This window comes from Methanothermobacter sp. CaT2 (assembly GCF_000828575.1).
GTDB lineage: Archaea > Methanobacteriota > Methanobacteria > Methanobacteriales > Methanothermobacteraceae > Methanothermobacter.
On the sequence record NZ_AP011952.1, the window covers coordinates 937,501 to 957,826 of the forward strand.

The 20,326-nt window shown below is 51.2% G+C and carries 21 protein-coding genes and 2 tRNA genes (1 of these 23 cut by a window edge); 18 read left to right on the plus strand and 5 right to left on the minus strand.

Annotation, left to right across the window (positions count from 1 at the left end):
- From MTCT_RS04830 to MTCT_RS04895, 14 genes are all read left to right on the plus strand, one after another.
- Positions 1–30, plus strand: the final stretch of a protein-coding gene (locus MTCT_RS04830; protein WP_048175656.1) for a DNA-directed RNA polymerase subunit H. Its footprint begins 204 nt before the window's first position; the window shows 30 of its 234 coding nt (coding positions 205–234); its start codon lies off the left edge, out of view; it ends in the stop codon at positions 28–30.
- 58 nt (positions 31–88) lie between these two features.
- Complete coding sequence (locus tag MTCT_RS04835) at positions 89–1,633, plus strand: DNA-directed RNA polymerase subunit B'' (protein WP_048175657.1); 1,545 nt, start codon at positions 89–91, stop codon at positions 1,631–1,633.
- Positions 1,634–1,655: 22 nt separating this feature from the next.
- Positions 1,656–3,467 (plus strand): DNA-directed RNA polymerase subunit B, encoded by a 1,812-nt coding sequence (rpoB, locus tag MTCT_RS04840; RefSeq protein WP_048175658.1) that lies wholly within the window; start codon positions 1,656–1,658, stop codon positions 3,465–3,467.
- 38 nt (positions 3,468–3,505) lie between these two features.
- The gene (gene rpoA1 / locus MTCT_RS04845; RefSeq protein WP_048175659.1) at positions 3,506–6,118 is read left to right on the plus strand and encodes a DNA-directed RNA polymerase subunit A'; all 2,613 of its coding nucleotides are present in this window, start codon (positions 3,506–3,508) and stop codon (positions 6,116–6,118) included.
- 138 nt (positions 6,119–6,256) lie between these two features.
- Entirely contained in the window at positions 6,257–7,483 is a 1,227-nt protein-coding gene (rpoA2, locus tag MTCT_RS04850) for a DNA-directed RNA polymerase subunit A'' (protein ID WP_226891179.1), read from the plus strand.
- Between the two features lie 10 nt (positions 7,484–7,493).
- Complete coding sequence (locus tag MTCT_RS04855; RefSeq protein ID WP_010876679.1) at positions 7,494–7,790, plus strand: 50S ribosomal protein L30e; 297 nt, start codon at positions 7,494–7,496, stop codon at positions 7,788–7,790.
- Between the two features lie 6 nt (positions 7,791–7,796).
- Positions 7,797–8,228, plus strand: coding sequence for a NusA-like transcription termination signal-binding factor (locus tag MTCT_RS04860; RefSeq protein ID WP_010876680.1), 432 nt, complete (start codon positions 7,797–7,799; stop codon positions 8,226–8,228).
- Between the two features lie 21 nt (positions 8,229–8,249).
- A complete protein-coding gene (locus MTCT_RS04865; protein WP_048175660.1) occupies positions 8,250–8,675 on the plus strand; it encodes a 30S ribosomal protein S12 in 426 nt (141 codons plus the stop codon).
- Positions 8,676–8,680: 5 nt separating this feature from the next.
- The gene (gene rpsG / locus MTCT_RS04870) at positions 8,681–9,241 is read left to right on the plus strand and encodes a 30S ribosomal protein S7 (RefSeq protein ID WP_048175661.1); all 561 of its coding nucleotides are present in this window, start codon (positions 8,681–8,683) and stop codon (positions 9,239–9,241) included.
- A gap of 17 nt (positions 9,242–9,258) precedes the next feature.
- Entirely contained in the window at positions 9,259–11,451 is a 2,193-nt protein-coding gene (locus MTCT_RS04875) for an elongation factor EF-2 (RefSeq protein WP_048175662.1), read from the plus strand.
- A gap of 113 nt (positions 11,452–11,564) precedes the next feature.
- On the plus strand, positions 11,565–12,806 hold the full coding sequence (gene tuf, locus MTCT_RS04880; protein ID WP_048175663.1) for a translation elongation factor EF-1 subunit alpha: 1,242 nt from the start codon (positions 11,565–11,567) through the stop codon (positions 12,804–12,806).
- Positions 12,807–12,840: 34 nt separating this feature from the next.
- Positions 12,841–13,149, plus strand: a complete 309-nt coding sequence (rpsJ, locus tag MTCT_RS04885; RefSeq protein WP_010876685.1) for a 30S ribosomal protein S10 — start codon at positions 12,841–12,843, stop codon at positions 13,147–13,149.
- An 81-nt stretch (positions 13,150–13,230) separates the two neighbouring features.
- Positions 13,231–13,315: transfer RNA gene (locus MTCT_RS04890), tRNA-Ser, on the plus strand.
- Between the two features lie 41 nt (positions 13,316–13,356).
- Positions 13,357–13,441, plus strand: a tRNA-Ser gene (locus MTCT_RS04895).
- A 57-nt stretch (positions 13,442–13,498) separates the two neighbouring features.
- Here MTCT_RS04895 and mtrA read toward each other — a convergent pair.
- Positions 13,499–14,041 carry a tetrahydromethanopterin S-methyltransferase subunit A gene (mtrA, locus tag MTCT_RS04900; protein ID WP_048175664.1) on the minus strand — a complete coding sequence of 181 codons (543 nt, stop codon included), beginning with the start codon at positions 14,039–14,041 and terminating at the stop codon, positions 13,499–13,501.
- Between the two features lie 143 nt (positions 14,042–14,184).
- Here mtrA and MTCT_RS04905 point away from each other — a divergent pair, with 143 nt between their 5' ends.
- The 4 genes from MTCT_RS04905 (at position 14,185) to MTCT_RS04920 (ending at position 16,241) form a co-directional block, all read left to right on the plus strand.
- A complete protein-coding gene (locus MTCT_RS04905; RefSeq protein ID WP_048175665.1) occupies positions 14,185–14,811 on the plus strand; it encodes a TetR/AcrR family transcriptional regulator in 627 nt (208 codons plus the stop codon).
- A 94-nt stretch (positions 14,812–14,905) separates the two neighbouring features.
- On the plus strand, positions 14,906–15,373 hold the full coding sequence (locus MTCT_RS04910) for a TIGR00288 family NYN domain-containing protein (RefSeq protein ID WP_010876688.1): 468 nt from the start codon (positions 14,906–14,908) through the stop codon (positions 15,371–15,373).
- Positions 15,374–15,375: 2 nt separating this feature from the next.
- The gene (locus MTCT_RS04915) at positions 15,376–15,819 is read left to right on the plus strand and encodes a universal stress protein (RefSeq protein WP_048175666.1); all 444 of its coding nucleotides are present in this window, start codon (positions 15,376–15,378) and stop codon (positions 15,817–15,819) included.
- A gap of 11 nt (positions 15,820–15,830) precedes the next feature.
- A complete protein-coding gene (locus tag MTCT_RS04920; RefSeq protein ID WP_048175667.1) occupies positions 15,831–16,241 on the plus strand; it encodes a transcriptional regulator in 411 nt (136 codons plus the stop codon).
- A 120-nt stretch (positions 16,242–16,361) separates the two neighbouring features.
- Here the strand turns inward: MTCT_RS04920 and pscS are convergent, their stop codons facing one another.
- The 4 genes from pscS to MTCT_RS04940 are packed head-to-tail and all read right to left on the minus strand — an operon-like array spanning position 16,362 to position 20,323.
- Entirely contained in the window at positions 16,362–17,495 is a 1,134-nt protein-coding gene (pscS, locus tag MTCT_RS04925) for an O-phospho-L-seryl-tRNA:Cys-tRNA synthase (protein WP_010876691.1), read from the minus strand.
- Complete coding sequence (locus tag MTCT_RS04930; RefSeq protein WP_048175668.1) at positions 17,482–18,006, minus strand: NTPase; 525 nt, start codon at positions 18,004–18,006, stop codon at positions 17,482–17,484. The genes pscS and MTCT_RS04930 overlap by 14 nt, the downstream gene beginning before the upstream one ends.
- Positions 18,007–18,016: 10 nt before the next feature.
- Complete coding sequence (locus MTCT_RS04935; RefSeq protein ID WP_173402635.1) at positions 18,017–19,015, minus strand: radical SAM protein; 999 nt, start codon at positions 19,013–19,015, stop codon at positions 18,017–18,019.
- Positions 19,016–19,030: 15 nt separating this feature from the next.
- Positions 19,031–20,323, minus strand: coding sequence for a TldD/PmbA family protein (locus MTCT_RS04940; protein WP_048175669.1), 1,293 nt, complete (start codon positions 20,321–20,323; stop codon positions 19,031–19,033).
- Between the last annotated feature and the right edge of the window lie 3 nt (positions 20,324–20,326).

Below are 20,326 nucleotides of genomic sequence, written 5' to 3' on the forward strand. Positions count from 1 at the left end.
TTCGTAACTTACAGGCTTGTTCAGGACTAGTTTTTAAGATTAGCGCTGCAGGATCATTTCATCATTTAATTTGTTTTGGAGGAAGTCCATGAAAAAAAGTGCATGGGGATTGGTAGACGCGTTTTTTGATAAATACGACCTGGTGGACCACCACATCCATTCATATAACGACTTCGTAAGTAACCGCATACAGGAAATAATAGATACAAGCGAACCCATTGAACTGGAACAGGGAAAGTACCGGGTTGAAACAGGAAAGGTGAGCATAGAGAAGCCCTTCATCAAGGAGGCCGACGGTTCAAAGAGCAAGATATACCCCACAGAGGCCAGGCTGAGGAACCTCACATACTCGGCCCATATGAGCCTGGAGATGAGGCTCATCAAGGAGGGCGGGCCTGAAACAGAATTTGAGAAGGTGTACATCGGTGAACTGCCTGTGATGCTGAAATCCGAGATATGCCACCTCCACGGCCTCAGCAGGAAGGAACTCATTGAGAAGGGTGAAGACCCCGCAGACCCTGGAGGCTACTTCATTGTTAACGGATCAGAGAGGTCCATCGTCACAATGGAGGAGATAGCCCCCAACAAGATAATCCTTGAGAGAATCGGCGAAGAGGATGAAAACAGGGCTCGGGCGATAGTAACATCCATAAGGAGCGGATTCAGGGCCAGAATATCCCTCGAGTACCGTAAGCCAAGGAAGACCGGTGTTTTCCTGCGTATATCCTTCCCCTACGTTCCAGGGGAAATCCCACTTGTCATACTACTCAGGGCCCTTGGACTTGCAACTGACCAGGAAATCATCACAAGCATATCAGACGACTTCAACTACCAGATGATAGCTGCAGACGATATACAGGTCTCCCTTGAAAAGCTCAACCTCAACAAAAAGGAGATGGAGGAGCTTGACGAAGAGGATAGGAGGGAGTACCTCATAAGGAGCGCCATAAAGTACATCGGTAACCGCGTCGCCAAGGGGATGACCGAGGAATACCGTATAAAAAGGGCTGAAGACGTCATAGATCGATACCTCCTGCCCCATATAGGAACAGGACCCGAAAAGAGGCTGGAGAAGGCAACATACCTTGCTGAGATGACCGAGATGCTACTGCAGGTCATATCAGGGGAGCGCAAACCCCACGACAAGGACCACTACACGAACAAGAGGCTCAGGGTTTCAGGCGACCTCATGGAGGACCTCCTGAGGGTGGCCTTCACAAGTCTTAGCAGGGATATGAGTTACCAGCTTGAGAGGAGCCTTGCGAGGGGGAAGGAGCCGTCCGTCAAGCAGGCTGTGAGATCCGATGTGCTGACAGAGAACCTCAAACACGCCATTGCAACCGGTAACTGGGTTGGTGGAAGGGCAGGTGTGAGCCAGCTGCTGGACCGGACAAGTTACATGGGTACACTCTCCCACATGAGGAGAGTCGTTTCACCCCTCAGCAGGAGCCAGCCACACTTCGAGGCAAGGGACCTTCACCCGACCCAGTTCGGTAAGATCTGTCCTAATGAGACCCCTGAGGGTCCAAACTGTGGTCTTGTTAAGAACCTCGCCCTGCTGGCAAAGATATCCGAGGGCTCAGATGCCAGTGAGGTGGAGGAGATCATAAAAAAGATGGGGGTTGTGAACTAATTTTTCACCGGGAGGCTGTTAAGTGAGTAAAACCAAAATTTACATTAACGGGAAGCTTATAGGGAGCTGTGAAAACCCTGAAGAATTTGTTGAGGAGATGCGGAAAAAGAGGAGATCCGGAGAAGTCTCCCCTGAAATGAACATAACCCATTACCCTGAAAATCATGAGATTTACATATTCACAGACCCTGGAAGGGCCAGGAGGCCCCTTATCATAGTTGAGTACGGGGACCCCCTACTCACAGACGAACACCTTGAAAGGCTGGAATCAGGTGAAATGTCATGGGACGACCTCATAGCTGAGGGTGTAATAGAGTACCTGGACGCAGAGGAGGAGGAAAACTCCTACATAGCCATGAGCCCTGAGGAAATCAATGACGAACACACACACCTCGAAATAGACCCATCCACCATGCTCGGTATCTGTGCAGGTATCATCCCCTTTGCAAACCACAACTCATCACCAAGGAACACCATGGAGGCGGGGATGACCAAGCAGGCCCTTGGTCTCTACGCATCAAACTATGACCTCAGGACAGATACGCGTGCACACCTCCTCCACCACCCCCAGGTCCCAATAGTCAAGACAAGGATAATAGATGTGACAGGCTACGATGAAAGACCATCAGGTCAGAACTTCGTTGTTGCTGTAATGTCCTATGAGGGCTACAACATGGAGGACGCCCTCATACTCAACAAGGCATCCCTCGAGAGGGGCCTTGCAAGGTCCTCATTCTTCAGGTCCTATGAGGCCGCCGAGAGGAGATACCCTGGTGGTCAGGAGGATCGCTTCGAGATACCGGAGAAGGGCGTCAGGGGCTACAGGTCAGAGAGCGACTACAGGCACCTTGACGAGGACGGCATAATAAACCCCGAGACAGAGGTGTCATCAGGTGACGTCCTGATAGGTAAAACATCACCACCACGTTTCCTTGAAGAGATAGATGAATTCGGGACCGTGGCAGAGCGAAGAAGGGAAACATCAGTAACCGTACGCCACGGTGAAAAGGGTATAGTGGACGCGGTCCTGCTTACAGAAACTGTTGAGGGTAGCAGACTCGCCAAGATCAGGGTCAGGGAACAGAGACAGCCTGAACTCGGTGACAAGTTCGCCTCAAGGCACGGTCAGAAGGGGGTCGTAGGTCTCATAGTATCCCAGGAGGACATGCCATTCACCGAGGACGGAGTTGTTCCTGACCTCATAGTCAACCCCCATGCCATACCATCAAGGATGTCAGTGGGGCAGGTCCTTGAGATGCTGGCGGGTAAGGCTGCCTGCATGGAGGGCCGCCGGGTGGATGGAACACCATTCACAGGAGAGCACGAGGATGACATAAAGGAGGCCCTCAGGGCAAACGGATTTGAAAGTGCAGGTGTTGAATCACTCTACAACGGTATAACCGGTGAGAGGATAGAGGCTGAGATATTCATTGGAGTGGCCTACTACCAGAAACTGCACCACATGACAACAGACAAGGTGTATGCACGATCCAGGGGTCCGGTCCAGGTCCTCACAAGACAGCCCACAGAGGGGAGGGCAAGGGAAGGAGGTCTCAGATTCGGTGAAATGGAAAGGGACTGCCTCATCGCACATGGAGCTGCCCTCGCCCTTAAGGAGAGACTTCTTGATGAATCAGACAAATATGAGGCACTGGTATGTGCAGAGTGTGGTATGGTGGCAGTCTATGACAAGATAAGGGACAAAAAATACTGTCCGATATGTGAGGACTCGGAATCATTCCCTGTGGAGGTATCATACGCCTTCAAATTACTGCTGGACGAACTCAAGAGTCTCTGCATCTTCCCGAAACTCATACTGGAAGATAAGGCATGATAATGGATTTAAGGGAATAAATCAAAGGAGAGAATACCTTGAGAGGAATTTTAAAGAAAATTTCCCAGATAAACTTTGGCCTCATGTCCCCCGAGGATATCAGGAAGATGTCCGTCGCCCAGATCGTCACCCCGGACACCTACGACGAGGACGGGTACCCCATAGAGAACGGGCTCATGGATCCCAGGCTCGGTGTGATAGACCCCAGCCTCCGCTGCAGGACCTGCGGCGCCAAGGGTGGGGAGTGCCCGGGACACTTCGGAAGCATAAACCTTGCAAGACCCGTCATACACGTGGGATTCGCAGACACCATACACAAGATCCTGCGATCAACGTGCAGAAAATGCAGCAGGGTCCTCCTCACAGAGACTGAAATCGAGGAATACCGTCAGAGGATCCTTGATGCAATGGAGAAGGAGGAAAGCCTCACACCCATAATAAAGGAGATATACACAGAGGCGCGCCGTGATAAGTGCCCCCACTGTGAGGAGGAACAGGAGGAGATCAAACTCGACAAGCCCGTCTCAATCGTCGAGGGAGACTACAAGCTCACACCCAGTGAGGTGAGGGAGCGTCTTGAGAGGATAAGCGATGACGACGCCCTCATCCTCGGTGTCAACCCAGAGGTTGCAAGGCCAGAATGGATGGTCCTGACAGTCCTCCCGGTCCCCCCGGTCACGGTGAGGCCCTCAATCACCCTTGAAACCGGTGAAAGGTCAGAGGACGACCTGACCCATAAACTTGTCGATATACTCAGGATAAACCAGCGCCTCAAGGAGAACATGGAGGCAGGGGCTCCCCAGCTGATCGTGGAGGACCTCTGGGAACTGCTCCAGTACCATGTGACCACCTACTTCGATAACGAGGCCTCAGGTGTCCCCCCTGCAAGGCACCGATCCGGAAGACCCCTCAAGACCCTGGCCCAGAGGCTCAAGGGTAAGGAGGGACGTTTCAGAAGCAACCTTTCAGGTAAGAGGGTTAACTTCTCTGCCCGTACCGTCATCTCACCGGACCCCAACATCAGCATAAACGAGGTGGGTGTCCCTGAAATCATAGCCAGGGAGGTCACCGTACCGGTCTACGTCACAGAATGGAACCTGGACCGTATGAGGGAGTACATAGAAAACGGGCCAGACGTCCACCCTGGAGCCAACTACGTCATAAGACCCGACGGGCGCAAGATAAGGATCTACAACGAGACCAAGGAGGTCGTCCTTGAGAACCTCAAACCCGGATACATAGTTGAGAGACACCTCAAGGATGGTGACATCGTACTGTTCAACCGTCAGCCATCCCTCCACAGGATGTCCATGATGGCCCACCAGGTCCGTGTACTGCCCTACAAGACCTTCCGTCTCAACCTGTGTGTCTGCCCACCCTACAACGCCGACTTTGACGGTGACGAGATGAACATGCACGTGTTCCAGACCGAGGAATCCAGGGCAGAGGCCAAGACCCTCATGCGTGTCCAGGAACACATACTATCACCCAGATTCGGTGGGCCCATAATAGGTGGTATACATGACCATATATCAGGCGCCTACCTCCTCACAAGGAAGAGTGCGGTCTTCAGTGAGGAGAAGGTCTTCCAGATCCTCAAGAAGGCAGGACTGCCACTTCCAGACAGAAGAGGACGTGACTGGACCGGTAAGGAGATCTTCAGCATGGTCCTCCCAGACGACCTCAACATGGTCTACCGGGCCGAGGTCTGCAGGAAATGCGAGGAATGCCTTGAAATGGAATGTGAAAACGACGCCTACGTTGTGATAGAAAACGGTCAGCTGATCTCAGGGGTCATCGACGAGAAGGCCTACGGTGCCTTCGCCGGTAAGATCCTCGACCATATCGTCAAGGAGTACGGCACCGACGCCGCAAGGGAATTCCTTGACTCAGCAACCAAGCTCGCCATCGCAGGTATAATGCACGCGGGTTTCACCACAAGTACCAACGATGAGGAGATCCCTGAGGAGGCACGTGAGCGGATAGAGGCCCACCTGCGGAACGCAGAGGCACGGGTGGACCAGCTCATTGAGGCCTATGAGAACGGTGAACTCGAACCGCTACCCGGAAGGAGCCTCGAGGAGACTCTGGAGATGAAGATAATGCAGGTCCTCGGTGAAGCAAGGGACAAGTCAGGGGAAATCGCAGAGAGCTACTTTGACATGGACGAGAACCACGCAGTAATCATGGCACTTACAGGTGCAAGGGGTTCAATGCTCAACCTCACCCAGATAACAGCCTGTGTGGGACAGCAGTCAGTCAGGGGTGGCCGTATCAGCAGGGGATACGACAACAGGACACTCCCCCACTTCAAGAAGGGAGAGCTCGGTGCTAAGTCCCGCGGATTCGTGCACTCAAGTTACAAGGAGGGACTTGACCCCATAGAATTCTTCTTCCATGCCATGGGGGGAAGAGAGGGTCTCGTTGATACAGCCATCCGTACAGCTCAGAGCGGTTACATGCAGAGGCGTCTCGTAAACGCCCTCCAGGACCTCACAGTCGATGAGGACGGCAGGGTAGTTGATAACAGGGGTGTTATAATACAGAACCGCTTCGGTGAGGATGGCGTTGATCCGGCAAAGAGTGACTATGGAAGGGTAGTGGACCTCGACAAACTCGTAGAGGAGATAAGGCTCAAGTCAAAGGGGTAAGGTGATTCTGTGCAGGACATTATAGGGAAGATAGAGGATTACTCCTCAAAGAACGGGATCATCCTCCCGGATCCGGTGGTGGAATATGTGGCCCGGATTGCCGATGAGGATAAGCTGAAGGAATCCGAGCTCCAGGAGATGGTGAGGCTCTTCAGCAGAATAGCTGAGAGAAACCAGGGCCTTGAGGATGATGAACTCCTGGATGCAGTGGAGGAGGATTATCAGCGGATACTCAAGGTCCAGGCGCTCGTCAAAAGGAAGAGGGCCAAGTTCCCCCCGAAACTCATTGAGGATATAGCTGAGGCCGTGAAGAAGCATGAACTCAGTGACGATGAACTGGATGAGCTCATAAGAAGTGTCAGGAGAGCCTATGACCGGGCCAGGGTTGAGGCCGGTGAGGCCGTTGGGACGGTGGCAGCCCAGTCAGTGGGTGAGCCAGGTACCCAGATGACAATGCGTACCTTCCACTATGCAGGTGTGGCAGAGCTCAACGTTACACTGGGTCTTCCAAGGCTCATAGAGATCGTTGACGCCAGGAAGAAGATATCCACGCCAACAATGAGCATCTACTTCGAGGGGGACCTCAGGTACGATGAGGAATTCGTGCGAAGGAAGGCCAACAAGATAGGTAAGAGCACCCTGAACGATGTGCTTAAAAATTTCAGCATCCAGTACGCTGACATGTCAGTTGTTGCTGAACTGGATGATGAAAAAATCCAGGAGAAGCACCTTGAATATGATGAGATACTGGCCAAGGTGGAAAAAACTTTTAAGAAAGTAGAAATAGATAACAACACACTGAGATTTGAACCCGCGAAACCCACCATAAGGGAGCTAAGGCTACTCGCAGATAAGGTGAGGAAACTCCAGATAAGCGGGGTTAAAAACATAGGAAAGGTGGTTATCCGTAAAGAGGATGATGAATGGGTAATCCACACTGAGGGTTCAAACCTTGGAGCTGTTCTTAAAGAAGAGGGTGTGGATAAGGTCCGGACTACAACCAACGATATACATGAGATAGAGACAGTCCTGGGCATAGAGGCAGCTAGAAACGCGATAATACACGAAGCAAAGAGGACCATGGAGGAACAGGGGCTAACAGTCGACATAAGGCACATAATGCTCGTTGCAGATATGATGACCGCTGATGGCTCTGTCAAGTCCATTGGAAGGCACGGTATCAGTGGTGAAAAGGCCAGTGTTCTTGCAAGGGCTTCTTTTGAGGAAACCGGTAAGCACCTTCTGAGAGCAAGTATCAGGGGCGAGGTGGACCACCTCACCGGTATCATAGAGAACATTATTATAGGGCAACCTATACCCCTGGGTACAGGTTCCGTTAGTGTTGTGATGAAAGAAAGAAAATAGGAGGCAGTAGATGGACATAGATAGAGGAATACGAGTCGCTGTAGATACTGGTAATGTTATCCTTGGATCAAAGAGGACTATTCAGAGCCTCAAACTGGGTAAGGGTAAACTGGTGGTGATGGCCAGCAACATTCCAGAGGACCTCAAGGAGGACATAGAATACTATGCGAAGCTATCAGAGATCCCGGTGTACACCCATGAAGGCACCAGTGTTGAACTGGGCTCTGTCTGCGGTAAACCATTCACCGTGGGGGCCCTCTTAATCCAGGATCCAGGTGATTCAACAATACTGGAAATGGTGGGGTAGGTTGCTGTGACTATCAAATTTACCACAAATGAGATAAGGTACATTGCACTCTTTGAGAGCATGACCGGTGCAATGGTGAAGGACTGCATCGTGGATGATGAAAACGGCAGGGTAACCTTCCTTGTCAAGAAGGGTGATATGGGTCTGGCCATAGGTAAAAAGGGAAGCACGGTTGCCAAGGTCCAGAAGGCCCTTGATAAGGGTGTTGAAGTAATAGAACACTCAAACGACCCCGTGGAGTTCATAAAGAACCTCATGGCACCAGCCAAGGTCAGGAGTATCAGGATACTCCAGAAGGAAAACGGTGAAAAGATAGCCACAGTTGAAACAGACCCGAAGAACAAGAGAATCGCCATTGGACGTGGCGGACAGAACATTGAGAGGGCCAGGCTTCTGGCCAGAAGACAGCACAACATAAGCAATATTATAATAAAATAATTTTTACAGGAGGAATCTTATTTGCCAGGACTTTTCGCAGCAAAGAAACTTAAAAGCAAGAGGCAGAACTTCAGATGGAAGGACACACACTACAAGAGGAGATCACTGCGCCTCGACGTTAAGGCGGACCCCCTCGAGGGAGCACCCCAGGCCAGGGGTATAGTGATCGAGAAGGTTGGTATAGAGGCAAAACAGCCGAACTCAGCCATAAGGAAATGTGTCAGGGTCCAGCTCATAAAGAACGGAAAACAGATCACAGCCTTCGCACCTGGCGACGGCGCCATTGGTTTTATCGATGAACACGATGAGGTTGTTGTTGAGGGCATAGGTGGACCTTCAGGAAGGTCCATGGGTGACATACCCGGTGTCAGGTGGAAGGTGACGAAGGTCAACAACGTATCCCTGCAGGAAATGGTTAAAGGGAAAATAGAAAAACCTGTGAGGTAATCCTTATGAGTTTAGTTTTTGATAAATGGGAACTGGACGAGGTCAAGGTTGAGGACATGGGCCTCGCCAAGTACATCTGCCTTGACAGTATCCTGGTCCCGCACACAATGGGAAGACACGTCAAGAGACAGTTCGCAAAGTCAAAGGTCTCCATTGTTGAGAGGCTCATAAACAAGGTGATGAGGACAGAAAGGAACTCAGGTAAAAAGAACAAGGCCTACAAGATAGTGCAGAAAGCCTTTGAAATCATAAACAGGAGGACCAAGGAGAACCCTGTTCAGATCCTTGTTAAGGCCGTTGAAAACACCTCACCAAGGGAGGAGACCACGAGGATCAAGTACGGTGGTATAGGTTACCAGGTCGCAGTTGACATCTCCCCCCAGAGGAGGGTGGACCTCTCACTGGGATTCATAACCAAGGGCGCAATGCAGGCAGCATTCAAGAACAAGAAGTCCATAGAGGAGTGCCTTGCGAATGAGATAATGCTGGCTGCAGAGTACGACACAAGAAGCTTCGCGATTCAGAAGAAGGAAGAGAAAGAAAGGATAGCCAGATCCGCACATTAAACTTACAGGTGGTTTTAGTGAGCAGACGTGCAAAAATGATTAGTAAGATTAAGGAGCTCATGTACCAGCCAGAGTACATCCGTAACATCGGTATAGTGGCACACATTGACCACGGGAAAACAACACTCTCCGACAACCTCCTGGCTGGTGCTGGGATGATCTCCGCTGAACTGGCAGGGGATCAGCGCTTCCTTGACTTCGACGAACAGGAACAGGCAAGGGGTATCACCATTGACGCTGCGAACGTCTCAATGGTCCACTCCTACGAGGGAAATGAATACCTCATAAACCTCATCGACACACCAGGTCACGTTGACTTCGGGGGTGACGTTACAAGGGCCATGAGGGCCGTTGACGGTGCAGTTGTTGTTGTATGTGCCGTTGAGGGCATAATGCCCCAGACAGAAACCGTGCTAAGGCAGGCCCTCAAGGAAAACGTGAGACCCGTCCTCTTCATAAACAAGGTTGACAGGCTCATAAACGAACTTAAACTTGACGCCAGTGAGCTCCAGGAGAGGTTCGTGAAGATCATAGCAAATGCAAACAAACTCATCAAGAACATGGCCCCTGAGGAGTTCAGGGACAAATGGCAGGTCCGTGTTGAGGATGGGAGTGTCGCCTTCGGTTCAGCCTACCACAACTGGGCGATAAACGTCCCCATAATGCAGGAGACAGGCATAAACTTCAACGACATCTACGAGTACTGTAAGGAGGACAACCAGAAGGAACTTGCCCAGAAGGTGCCGCTACACCAGGTCCTTCTTGGAATGGTTGTTGAACACCTGCCAAGCCCCGCCGATTCCCAGGCATACAGGGTCCCAATAATATGGTCCGGGGACCTTGAAAGCGAAGAGGGACAGGCCATGCTAAAAACAGACCCTGAAGGCCCCCTTGCAGTGATGGTAACCGATGTGAGTATAGACAAACACGCCGGGGAAGTCGCCACGGGACGTGTCTATGGTGGAACAATAGAGAAGGGAAGCGAGGTCTTCCTTGTGGGTTCCCACAGCAAGGCACGTGTCCAGCAGGTCGGTGTCTACATGGGACCAGAGAGGGTTAACACCGACAAGGTCCCGGCAGGTAACATCGTGGCCATAACCGGTGCCAAGAATGCAGTTGCAGGTGAAACAATCTGCGACACCGGCAGGAAGATAAAGGCCTTTGAGGGCCTTGAACACATCTCCGAACCAGTGGTTACAGTTGCAGTTGAGGCCAAGAACACCAAGGACCTTCCAAAGCTCATAGAGGTACTCAGGCAGGTCGGTAAGGAGGACCCAACCGTAAGGGTTGAAATAAACGAGGAGACCGGTGAACACCTCATCTCAGGTATGGGTGAACTCCACCTTGAGATCATAGCCTACAGGATCAACGAGAAGGGTGTTGAGATAGAGACATCAGAACCGATAGTCGTCTACAGGGAGACCGTTGCAGGTACCGCAGGACCCGTTGAGGGTAAATCACCCAACAAACACAACCGCTTCTACATAGAAATTGAACCAGTTGAAGAATCAGTGATGCAAGCTATACAGGAAGGTAAGATAAAAGAAGGTCGTGTAAAGGGTAAGGAGATGGCCAAGAACTTCATAGAGGCAGGTATGGATAAGGAGGAAGCCAGAAGGGTCTGGGATGTCTATGAGAAGAACATCTTCATCAACATGACCCGTGGTATCCAGTACCTCGACGAGATCAAGGAGCTCCTCATGGACGGATTTGAGAGTGCAATGGACAACGGCCCACTGGCCAAGGAGAAGGTCATGGGGGTTAAGATAAAACTCATGGACGCCAAGATCCACGAGGACGCTGTCCACAGGGGTCCCGCACAGGTACTTCCAGCCATAAGGAAGGGTATATTCGGTGCCATGATGTCTGCAGAGCCAGTGCTCCTTGAACCCATACAGAAGGTATTCATCAACGTGCCACAGGATTACATGGGAAGCGCGACACGTGAGATACAGAACAGGCGTGGACAGATCGTCAACATGACCCAGGAGGGTGACATGGTAACCGTTGAATCCACTGTACCAGTGGCGGAGATGTTTGGATTCGCAGGCGATATCAGGTCAGCCACCGAGGGACGATGTCTCTGGTCAACAGAGAACGCTGGATTCGAGAGACTTCCAAATGAACTGCAGCACACCATAATAAGGGAGGTAAGGACCAGGAAGGGTCTGAGTCCTGAACCCTACAGGGCAGACCACTACCTGGGTTAATCCCATTAAACTTATATAATTAAAAAGAATATAGGAAATTACCTTAGACAAACAGCATGCCCATTTGCTGGATCTAAAAAATCAGGCTAAACCATCATATATGGAGGTATATTATGGCTAAAGAAAAAGAACACATGAACCTGGCGTTTATTGGACACGTAGACCACGGAAAATCCACACTAGTGGGACACCTGCTCCTGCAGGCCGGAGCAATCGCCGAACAGCAGTTAGCTGATGGTGAAGACAAGTTCAGGTTTGTCATGGACAGGCTCTCCGAGGAAAGGGAAAGGGGAGTTACAATCGACCTTGCACACGCCAAATTCGAAACAGACAAGTACGAGTTCACAATCGTGGACTGCCCCGGACACCGTGACTTCGTTAAGAACATGATCACAGGTGCGTCCCAGGCAGACGCAGCAGTCCTTGTTGTCGCAGTTGACGACGGTGTAATGCCTCAGACCAAGGAACACGTGTTCCTATCAAGGACACTTGGTATAAACCAGCTCATAGTCGCCATCAACAAGATGGATCTTGTCAACTACGACGAAGAGAAATTCAACGCCCTCAAGGATGAGGTTGCAGCCCTCATCAAAACCGTGGGTTACAAGCCAAGCGACGTTGAATTCATCCCACTCTCCGCCTTTGAAGGGGACAACATAACATCAAAGAGCGAGAACACCCCATGGTACAAGGGTAAAACACTCGTTGAAGCCCTCGACGACCTTGAAGCACCTGAAAAACCTGTGGATCTTCCACTGAGGATCCCTATACAGGACGTCTACTCCATCACAGGTGTCGGTACAGTTCCAGTGGGACGTGTCGAGACCGGTGTCCTCAAGAAGGGTGAAAACGTCATATTCGAACCAGCAGGTGTAAGTGGAGAGGTTAAATCAATCGAAATGCACCACGAAATGATCGAACAGGCAGAACCCGGTGACAACATAGGTTTCAACGTCAGGGGTGTCGGTAAAAACGACATCAGAAGGGGAGACGTTGCAGGACACCTTGACAACCCACCAAAGGTTGCCAAGGAGTTCACAGCACAGATCGTTGTTCTCCAGCACCCTGGTGTCATAACAGTGGGTTACACACCTGTATTCCACTGCCACACAGCACAGGTTGCCTGTACCTTCCTTGAACTGGTGCAGAAAATGAACCCTGCAACAGGTCAGGTGGAAGAGGAAAACCCTGACTTCCTGAAAACAGGTAACGCTGCTGTTGTGAGGGTCAAACCAACCAAGCCACTGGTCATCGAGAAGATAAAGGACATCCCACACATGGGAAGATTCGCCATAAGGGACATGGGACAGACAGTGGCTGCTGGAATGTGCATAGACCTCGTACCAGCAAAATAAACCCACCTCTTCCCTTTTTTACAGGAGGATTTAAATGCACAAAGCAAGGATTAAACTGACAGGGACAGACCCTGAAAAACTGGCATACGTCTGTGACCAGCTCAAGAAGATTGCTGAAAGGACAGGCGTGGACATGTCAGGCCCAATCCCCCTCCCAACAAAGAGGCTCGTGGTTCCAACAAGGAAATCCCCGGATGGTGAGGGAACCGCTACCTGGGAGAAATGGGAGATGAGGATCCACAAGAGGCTTGTGGGTATAGAGGCCGATGAAAGGGCCATGCGTCAGGTCATGAAGGTCAATGTGCCTGACAATGTCAGCATTGAAATTGAACTCAAAAGTTAACTGGGGTGTAAACCCCTCTAACTAAATTCACCACCAAAAACTATATAAATAAGAGTTTATCAATCTCTTTTATCTGATACTGCCGGGATAGCCTAGCCAGGTAAGGCGCGGGACTTGAGATCCCGTGGAGATTCTCTCCGCCTGGGTTCAAATCCCAGTCCCGGCGCTTAAAAAAAACTTTTTTCTGAACTGAAATCTAACTGTTCTGCCGGGATAGCCTAGCCAGGTAAGGCGCAAGACTGGAAATCTTGTGGAGCTTTGCTCCTCCTGGGTTCAAATCCCAGTCCCGGCGTGAAAATAGGAGGAAGTGACCGCCTTCCGGTGGCGGTCAGACCCTTAAAAAAAATAATCAGGTGTTTTCTTCTGAATCCACTTTTCCTATCTCTGGAACCTTTAAAATTAGGGGTTCCTCTTCCATTGCACCGGAGTCATGAACCACACATTCCTGGATCCTTGCAGCTATTGAATCTGGATCCTCAACATCAACCATGTCCACCAGTTCAACCTGTCTCCGGAACCTTTCTATGGCCTCCTCCGGCATGTTCTCAATGTAGGGTATTGCACCGGTTGCACCGATGATCCTCCCTGTTTCCAGGTCTACACCATTGCTGTGGAGGGCCTTCATGGTCTGCCCTGTGATGTGCCCCATTACCTCTGCACCGCATACAACAAGGAAGCGCAGGTTGGGGTTTGCAATAACGTTCCCAACAACTTTCTCTATCCCAAGGTTCTCTGTGTGAAGTGGACCTGAAATTGCAGCGCCCGCCTTCACGGGTTCATCTTCCATGTGTGACCCGAGGGTGACAACCGCAACCGGGCTTTCTTCATCGCCAACCACATAGTCCCCAACTATGTGTGGCCAGTCTTCAGGTACGGGTTTCTTTTCAACCATAAGAAACACCTCTTTAACCGTCAGTTAATTTTTAACTTTCGGTTAAAATTTAACTTGTAGTTAATGACATATAAATCTTCCGGTGCAAAATGTTTTAAAATACCGGAACAGATATTCATAGAGATACAGAATGGTGAATCCACATGGCCCCATCAAGACGCGAACGTGAACGTGAAAGGAGACGTGAACAGATAATAAGGGCGGCAGAGAAGGCATTCTTTGCACGGGGATACGACAGAGTGACCATGGATGAGATAGCCGAGGAGGCAGAGGTCAACAAGGCCCTCCTCTACTACTACTTCAAAAACAAGGAATCCCTCTTCTTCGCAGTGAACCTCTACGGTGTCCGCATACTCCACAGCATGTACAGAAGGTGCCTGAAGCTTGACACAGATGGATACGGTAAGGTCAGGGCCATGGTGGAGGCCCTCTACAGCTTCTCAAAGGAACACCCCGACTACTTCAGGATATACTGCTACAGTGGCACCGAGAGGTTCGAGCTGAGTGAAAGTGAGGATGCACGGGAGATAGTGGACCTCCGTACCGGAATGTGGAGGCTCATGGTTGAGGCCATAATGGAGGGCATGAATGACGGAAGCATCCGCAGCGACCTCGACCCTGTGGAGCTATCCATATACATCCATACACTGGCCATAAACGCCCTGAACCTTGATTTCACATCCAGGATGGTCCTGGAGGCCAGGAGTATCAGCAGGGACAGATTCTGGGAGGACCTTGAGGTTTTCCTTGAATCCGCCCTCAGGCCCTAAAAATAACATCTAAACTCCTTCTCAAAGCACCACATAACTATATAAGTTTTTAGATACATAAGGGTATTAAAAGTTAAAGAGAGGAACTGATGAAATGGATAATGACGATAACTTTGTGATAATAAACAACAGCAGAAAAGATAAAAAGAGTCTTGGGCTCCTTGTTGATGGTCCAAACATGCTCAGAAAGGAATTCTGTTCAGATCTTGAATTTGTAAAGAACCTCCTATTTGACAGGGGAAACCTCAAGGTAGGAAAGGTGCTGCTGAACCAGTACGCCTCAGATAAGCTGATAGAGGCCGTTGTGAACCAGGGCTTCTCACCCATGATAGTTGCGGGTGATGTGGATGTTCAGCTCGCAGTTGAAGCCTTTGAACTCATACACAACCCCAACATCGATGTGGTTGCCATTATGACAAGGAACGCCGACTTCCTCCCCCTCATAAACATAGCCAAGGAGAACGGAAAGGAGACCCTGGTCATAGGTGCAGAGCCAGGTTTCAGTATAGCACTCCAGAACTCAGCAGACGACTCAATAATCCTTGGAAGCGAAGGGGTGTAGAGGTGTACCGGCGAATACTGATACCCACAGACGGCTCAGAGGACGCCATGAAGGCAACCCGGCACGCATTCCACATAGCAGGGATGAGCGGGGCAGACATACTGGCCATAAGTGTAGTTGACACATCCTACAGGAAAATCTGGGACGAGGATATCAGCAGACGCCTCGAGGAGATACTGAAAAAACAGGCAGAGAAGGCAATATCCATCCTCAAGGAGGAATTCAGCTCTCAACAGGAGCTGGGCCATATGACAGAAACCCGCCTTGATACGGTTATACTTGAGGGTAACCCCGCAGAGGTGATCCTCGAGGTCATGGAGGACGAGGACGTGGACCTCGTTGTAATGGGCAGCTCAGGCAAACACGGCCTTGACCGCATAATATCCGGAAGCATAACAAGGAAGGTTCTTAAATCAGCCACAAAGCCCATGATGGTCGTTGGTTAACGGTGATTGTAATGATAGGTAAAAGGACACTGGATGATGAGAAACTTGCTGTGATAACCTTTACAGGGCCCTTCAGTAAAACACTGGAGGTCCTTGAAGAGGTTTCAGACTTTGTATCATCAAATGATAAACTTGAGGCCGACGGTGACCCCACAGTGATCTTCTACACAGCACCCCTCAAGGACGAGGGAAGATACGATGTGGGTATACCTGTAAAGGGCGAATCTGAGGGTGACGGGAAGGTGAGGATAGTCACAATCCCGGGCCATACTGTGATATTTACAGAATACTCAGAAGCCCGTGAGGAGGCCTACAGAAAGCTCATAAAATACGTTGAGGAGAACAGGCTGGACGTAATAGGTGCGCCGCGGGAGGTCCTCCATGGGGATGTGAGGGAGATCCAGTTCCCTGTGGTCCTCTAAATGTACTCATAAAATTGAGAACAGCCTACTGGAATCCACTGATTTTTCTCCCTTACCCCTCTTTACATGAAAAAGGTAACATTTCTCCTCTCTTTTCAAGAACTGCAGCCAGCGGTCAGCTCACCGGTTCTCCTCGACTATATCCCTGAATGAGTCAACCACGTACTGCACCTGCTCCTCTGTCATGCCATAGATGCTGCACTTGAACCACTTTGTCTGGCCCCTCCTTATTCCAACTATACCCCTCTTCTTAAGTTCCTCATAGAGGAAAAAGCCCTTCCTTGGATGTGAAGCCGCTATCTCATGGAAAACAGGGGTTTCAAACCTCACGAGGTCATGTTCCTTGGGTCTCACACCCAGCTGCTCTATACCCCCGATATCCTCAAGTTCAGAGACAAGGTAGCGTGTCTTCTTAACCTCCCCGTCCCAGCGTGAAACCCTCTCCCTCACATAGGGCAGAGAGGCCATGAGGGTTGCCAGTGGCGCTCCACGTGATGTGCAGCCCAGGAGTTCAAGCTCCTTCTTCTCATGCCTCCCTGACCTCCTGAGCACAGTGTCCTCCCACTCAGATTTCATCCCCAGCACACCTATAGGCCCGGAGGCCGCCATGCTCTTGTGACCGCTCCCAACAACGAAGTCAACCCCAAGTTCCCTGAGGTTAACCGGGAGCCTTCCCATGGAGTAGGCGCAGTTCAGGAGTAATGGGACCCCCAGCTTCCTGCAGACGTCCGCCACGCCACGTGCATCTGTCAGGTTCCCGTAGTTACCATCGACATGGGTCAGCACAGCAAGTTTAACCTCAACCCTGTCGATGGTCTCCTCAAGGACCTCCCTGTAGGCTTCGGGTGTTACCTCATAGCTGGGGTGTCCGGTTGATGGCACCTCAACGATTTCAAGGCCGTTCCTCTCAGCTGCAAGGTGTGTTGTGTAGTGGGCATTTCCATCAACAACAACGGTGTCACCCCTCTCACAGAGTGCATGCATCACCGCAAATTTACCCTCCCTTGCACCATGAACCGTCCTCACGGCATCGGAGCCTGTGAAGTCTGCAAGGTCATCAAGGAAGCAGTTTATGGCGGGCCTTGTGACCTGGTCCAGCCTCCCATCACAGTAGTCACAGACACTGTAACCATCCCCGAATTCATGGAGGGCCTTCCTTGCAGCGGCGGGGAGAACACCGCCACGCTGGAGGGGGTTGAGGTTGAGGTTATCCCTTTCAAGTTTTCTTGTAAGACCATAATCAGCGCATTCCATGATAATCACCAAGTAAGTCAATTATCCTCTGGTAAACCCTGTCCCGTTTTTCAGGATCAACAACAAATACCCTTATGTCCTCCCTCTTTTTTATACTTTGAAGGGTTTTCCTGTGTACCGCTGCAATGAGGAGGACGTCAGAGCTGAGGACCTCGTCTACCGTCCTCCTGAATTCCTGGCTCTTAAGCTCCATGGGGCCGATTTCGTCTATGATTATGCAGTCATCCTCCAGCATGGCCCTCCGGATTGCAGGGACAGCCAGTTCATCCATGACCCCAACATTTACACCGTATCTTCCAATACGGGGGCCCTCTGTTTCAACTGACGCAAGGAGGCCCCTCCTGCCCGATGCTAGGTCAACGACCTCAAATCCCCACCTTGAACCACCCACCCTCACCTCAGGTGTTATGATCCCCCCAACCGAAAAGCCCATGCCCTCAAGGTAATCCCTCAGCCTTCCAACCATGGTGCTCTTCCCGCTGCCGGGTCTCCCGGTGATCAGTATCTTCATCAGATTCCCCCTAGATAAGGTTTTCAAGGCCTTCACTCAGGGCCCATCTTCTGGCCTCCTCCAGCTCCTCAATGTAGAGGGGACGGTTGATCTCAGGGTAACCTGAAGCCCTGTAGAGGGGCCGGTACTGGCCCATTATGTTCATTACAGTGTCTATTCCCAGGTTCTCTGCGACCCATGATATGATGGGCTTCGTGCAGCACTCCAGGTGCCCTGGAAGAACCAGGTGCCTTATTATCATATCCTCACCTGCTATCATGAGGTGGTTCCTGGATACGACCTCAAAGTAGTTACCGGCACCTGCCAGTCTCTCTGCACATTCACTGTTGCCGAACTTGAAGTCCGTGAGGTAGAGGTCTGCAGCACCCATTATGAGCCTGAGGGATTCCCTGGTCATGTACATGTTACTGTTCCATACGACAGGCACACTGATGGAAACCCTGGATAGAACCCTCAGGATATATGGGAGTGCTGGTGTCGGGTCTCCGCCCACGAAGTTGACGTTTGCTGCCCCCATGCGCCTCCTCTCCTCTATGAGCGCTGCAAGTTCATCCACCTCAATGTGTCTGCCTGCAGAGGGGTTCTGGGATATGTCCCAGTTCTGACAGAAGACACACCTCAGGGTGCAGCCAGAGAAGAATATGGTATGGCTGGGTACAAGGGGGGCCTCCTCTCCGTAGTGCAGGAACTCCGAGGCCACCCGTGGCTCCATGACACCGCAGTGTCCCTGCTCCCTGTGGCGGTTAACCTTGCACCTCCAGGGGCACAGTGAACACTCCCTCAGGATCCTTTCAGCGATTTCGATTTTAAGATCAAGGAAGGACCTTTCACATGATCCTGAACACTCTATGCCCTTCTCTATTCTTTCATGTTCCCTCCAGAGTTCAGACATCCCTGAGGTTTCATGGAAGGATGCCGGTGTCCTGGCGGCCACCATGAAACTGGCATCCGTCCTACCGTCCCTCACAGAGAGGTAGTGGTGAAGTGCATCCTTCAGTGACATGATCATGAGTGATAAAGGCGGTTACCCTGTGACATGAACATCCTCAACCATGAGGGGCGCGGTTACAAAGCCCCCCACCTGTCTCCTTTCAAGGTCCGTTGATGAGACCTTCATCATGAGCTCAAATATGTTCCCTGAGAGCATTGCCTTCTTAACAGGTGTGAATTCCCCTGAGTCCACCATGAACGCATTGTTGGCCTCCACCGAGAAGTCACCGGATATTGGATTTGCTGTGTGGGCTCCAAGGACATCTGTGACAAAGATCCCCCTGAAGTCGTCCAGTGGCACTGTGCTGTCAAATTCAAGTATGAAGTTGGTGGTTGAGACAGCCGGGACCTCCATGTAGCCCCTCAGACCATTACCTGTGCTATCAGCCCGCCCCTTTGATGCTGTGTATATGTTATGCAGGTATCCCCTCAGAATTCCATCCTCAACAAGGGCTGTCCTCTGGGAGGGTGTCCCCTCACCATCAAAGGGGGCTGATCCGAGGCCCCCCTCAAGGGTACCGTCATCGTATACTGAGAGGCCCTCACCTGTGACCTGGCTTCCAATCCTATCTGCCAGTACGGACCTCCCCCTCTGGACGTTATCTGCGCTGAATGCGCCTGCGAATGTTCCAAGGAGTCCTGCTGCTGCATGGTAGTCCAGGACTGCGGGGATCCTGCCGCTTTCAATACTCCTGCCCCCCATCGAATCCCTTGCAATCCGGCAGGCCCTTCCAGCTATCCATTCAGGGTTGATGTCAAGTTTGCAGGAGGAGTCTGATTCGTAGGCGGTTGTCTTCATGCCATTCTCCCCGGCTGTCACAGATATGTGGGCTGAGAACCCTGTTGAAGATGATGACGCCTCAACACCCTCCGAGTTTATGATGAATGTTTCAATCCTGGATGCGGTGAACCCGCCGCTGGTGGGTTTGCATCCCTCCTCCAGGACCCTGTTGATCATTCTACCGGCCATCTCCACGGAGTCCTCAACTTCAAGGTCATCGAAGGACCTGTCATGGATCCCCTTCACCGATGGATATGTGGAGGGTTCAGAGAACCCGAAGTTCTCATCAGGATCTGCAAGCTGGAGGTTCTGGGCCGCCATCCTCACAGCCACGCCCACCCCATCAGGATCCGATGTGTAGGCAAATCCCATCCGCCCCTCCTTCAGGATGCGGATGCCTATCCCTGTCATGGATTCAATTTTCCCGAAGTCTATGAGGTCACGCTGGATCTCAACCTCCAGTGTCTTCTCCCTCTCAATGTAGACCTCAGCCATCTCACCATACCTTAATGCGAGTTTAACCGCCTCTTCACCAATCCCGAACATCAG